Source organism: Enterobacter sp. 03-F-07-AD-ECC (genome assembly GCF_047530935.1).
Taxonomy (GTDB): Bacteria; Pseudomonadota; Gammaproteobacteria; order Enterobacterales; family Enterobacteriaceae; genus Enterobacter; species Enterobacter cloacae.
The window spans coordinates 1-3,758 of record NZ_JBLKBZ010000055.1; the positions used below are offsets into that span (position 1 = coordinate 1).

Below are 3,758 nucleotides of genomic sequence, written 5' to 3' on the forward strand. Positions count from 1 at the left end.
TCACGCTGAAAATGCCGGCCTTTGAATGGGTTCATGTGCAGCTCCATCAGCAAAAGGGGATGATAAGTTTATCACCACCGACTATTTGCAACAGTGCCCTATTTTTCGGGGATCTGATTGCCCTCTGGCAATATCATTCAGCACGCCATAGTCGGCATCATGGTCCATTCGCCAGAAAACCGAAGCACCGGCATCAGCCAGGCGTGGAGAAAACTGGTATCCCAGCAGCCAGAAAAGGCCAAAGACAAGTTCGCTGGCACCTGCTGTATCGGTCATAATTTCGGTTGGATTCAGCCCGGTCTCCTGTTCCAGAAGACCTTCCAGCACAAAGATAGAGTCCCTCAGCGTCCCCGGTATAACGATGCCATGAAAGCCGGAATACTGATCGGACACAAAGTTGTACCAGGTGATCCCTCTGTTATTACCAAAGTATTTGCGGTTCGGTCCGGCATTGATTGTTCTGACTGGCGTAACAAAGCGCATTCCATCTGCAGATGCCACTTCTCCTCCACCCCATATCTGTGCCAGTGGCAGCGTTGCCTGAAAATCAACCAGTCTGGCATTAGCGCTGGTGATAGTTTCAGCCCGCAGATAGTTCGCTTTTGTCCAGTTCAGCCGGTGTCGGGTCAGTGCAGGAACATTTGATCTGATCAGTGGTTCCAGACCGATATTGCAGGCTTCAGCCATCAGCACGGCGCTGATGCTGACGGGCAGATCATCAACTCTGGCACTGGCTTCACTAGCATGGAAAAACTCATCAGCAAATCCGGTATGGGCGTTAATTTCGAGCAGCAACTCCGTTAAATCCACCGGAGGGAGTAGATCACTGATCATTTTGCTCAGTCGTTTCAGACTGTCCGGCTCATCAAGACTGGCGAGGGGAGAAATTGTCAACCGGGGCTTCGGGCCAGAAACATCGAGTTCGACAGCCTCATTTTCGCAAAGACGTGCAGCAACCTGTCTGTAACGACTATCAAGCTGATGACCCAGAGATTTTATTGCTTCCTGCGGGTCTGTCGGGTGCCCCAAAGAACGATAAACCTTAATCCGGTTTGCCTGCCAGTCAGCACCCTGTAGTAATCTTGCACGAGGATCTCCCCACCGGTTACTGCCGGTAACGTAGACATCCCTCCGCCTCAGACTATCCTGCAGTTTACTGAGAAAGCAGAGCGTGTATCCCCTGCGGGTGATATGTTTTTCCTTGTTAATCACCAGCCGTTTCCATGACCGACTGATAATTTCCGTTGGTGCGTCGTCAAAAAACTGCCGCCGTGAGCTGAACTCCCGGCTGAGGTAGTCACAGGCATTCAGAGTGGTAACCCCGGCAGGTGCGGATGAAAATTTAACGGTATTCAGCAGATGGGGCAGGAAACGACGAACGCGCCCGTACTGCTCCACCATTTCTTCATGAAAATTATCGTCTGAGGGCCGGGCAATTTCACGGACAAGCGTGATGATTTCAGCCAGCTTTTGCCTTGGGATGTAGCTGAACACCTCAGCACGAATCGATTCGTCCGGTGTTTCTTCTTTCAGCAGGTACGAACATGCGCTGGCGAGCGCCAATGCAGATTTATCCAGATCCTTCAGCGAGCGGAGCCGTTTTTTCTGCCCAATCTTTCTGGCGTCACGGATGATAACGGCCAGCATGGCGTCCAGAACGTCCAATGCATCATCCAGCGCCAGCGTTTCCCATGCAAGGACAAAGGCAACCAGAACCGCCATCCTTTTCTGCGGTGACATCCTGGCAATATTGAACACCGAAGTCATACCAGCATAACGTGCGAGATTTTTCAGGCGCACAGCCGGGAGTGTACTCAGGTTTTCAGCATGCAGGCCAAAATCGTTCAGAGTTTTCCAGCGTTCAATTGCTTCATTAAACGCCGGACCACTGATGGTCACAGGGCCCTTTTTCAGTGATTCCAGTAAAGACAGGCGGCTGCAATCAGTTGGCCCCAGCAGCATCTCCAGCTGTGAACGCTGTTCGGCTGACGGTATCAGTGCCAGTTTGTTCCACAGGCGCAACGTCGCCTTTTCCCTTACCTCTGAAATCAACCGGGTCAGCGTAGTGGCTCCGGGGAGAATAATACGATGTTGCATAAGCCACCCTGTCGCCAGATCGAAAAGCAGGCCAGGACGTTCGTTGCTTATCCAGCTCCGGGTATATAAAAGACGGGTAAGGCGAAATGTCCAGGGCCAGGCAAATTCACGATACTGATAGTGCTGACGTATCAGCGCTGCATGCTCACGGCGGGTATTTTCCCTCTGACCGTATTCTGCAAGAACGGTGATATCACGAATCCCGAGCTGTCTGGCGGTAAAATGCCGGACGCCGGAAGGAATATGACCTGGGACCTACGTGCGCCCGCACCGACACCCTCACACCTTCGAGCTACTGTTGCCATTAAGGGGTCGTTTCGTGGTGCTGAATTTTGACGATCGGGGTACCGTCACCCATCGGGCGATATTGGGGGAAACCTGTACGGTGCTGGAGATGGCCGCAGGAACCTGGCATGCCGTGCTGTCGCTGGATACCGGTGGCATAATTTTTGAAGTAAAACACGGTGGCTATCAACCCGTGGCTGCCGATGACTATGCGCACTGGGCTCCAGCGGAAGGAGAACCAGGAACCACGGAGCTTATGGCCTGGTATGCGCAAGCGCAGGTGGGCGACAGCACTTTTGCCGTCTAAGGCGATAAACAAAAACGGAATGAGTTTCCCCATTCCGTTTCCGCTATTACAAACCGTCGGTGACGATTTTAGCCGCCGACGCTAATACATCGCGACGGCTTTCTGCCTTAGGTTGAGGCTGGGTGAAGTAAGTGACCAGAATCAGCGGCGCACGATCTTTTGGCCAGATCACCGCGATATCGTTGGTGGTGCCATAGCCACCGCTGCCGGTTTTATCCCCCACAACCCAGGAAGCAGGCAGTCCAGCCTGAATGCTCGCTGCACCGGTGGTATTGCCTTTCATCCATGTCACCAGCTGCGCCCGTTGGCTGTCGCCCAATGCTTTACCCAGCGTCAGATTCCGCAGAGTTTGCGCCATTGCCCGAGGTGAAGTGGTATCACGCGGATCGCCCGGAATGGCGGTGTTTAACGTCGGCTCGGTACGGTCGAGACGGAACGTTTCGTCTCCCAGCTGTCGGGCGAACGCGGTGACGCTAGCCGGGCCGCCAACGTGAGCAATCAGCTTATTCATCGCCACGTTATCGCTGTACTGTAGCGCGGCCGCGCTAAGCTCAGCCAGTGACATCGTCCCATTGACGTGCTTTTCCGCAATCGGATTATAGTTAACAAGGTCAGATTTTTTGATCTCAACTCGCTGATTTAACAGATTCGGTTCGCTTTCACTTTTCTTCAGCACCGCGGCCGCGGCCATCACTTTACTGGTGCTGCACATCGCAAAGCGCTCATCAGCACGATAAAGTATTTGCGAATTATCTGCTGTGTTAATCAATGCCACACCCAGTCTGCCTCCCGACTGCCGCTCTAATTCGGCAAGTTTTTGCTGTACGTCCGCCGTTTGCGCATACAGCGGCACACTTCCTAACAACAGCGTGACGGTTGCCGTCGCCATCAGCGTGAACTGGCGCAGTGATTTTTTAACCATGGGATTCCTTATTCTGGAAGATACGAAATAACAACAACATGAATAGTCCCTAAATTCCACGTGTGTTTTTTATTAGCTTCAAAAATCACTATTTCACGAAGAATTTAGACTGCTTCTCACACATTGTAACATTATTTACAACCACCT

The 3,758-nt window shown here is 52.4% G+C and carries 1 protein-coding gene and 2 pseudogenes; 1 reads left to right on the top strand and 2 read right to left on the bottom strand.

Annotated elements, in window-relative coordinates; all coding sequences use genetic code 11:
• Window positions 1–102: 102 nt before the first annotated feature.
• Window positions 103–2,331, bottom strand: a pseudogene (locus ACMWKA_RS25490) (Tn3-like element Tn3 family transposase); the annotation flags it as partial.
• A gap of 13 nt (window positions 2,332–2,344) precedes the next feature.
• On the opposite strand from ACMWKA_RS25490, the pseudogene ACMWKA_RS25495 reads away from it, so the two are divergent.
• Window positions 2,345–2,689, top strand: a pseudogene (locus ACMWKA_RS25495) (WbuC family cupin fold metalloprotein); the annotation flags it as partial.
• A 46-nt stretch (window positions 2,690–2,735) separates the two neighbouring features.
• Here the strand turns inward: ACMWKA_RS25495 and ACMWKA_RS25500 are convergent.
• Window positions 2,736–3,611, bottom strand: coding sequence for an extended-spectrum class A beta-lactamase CTX-M-15 (locus ACMWKA_RS25500; RefSeq protein WP_000239590.1), 876 nt, complete (start codon window positions 3,609–3,611; stop codon window positions 2,736–2,738).
• Window positions 3,612–3,758: the final 147 nt, after the last annotated feature.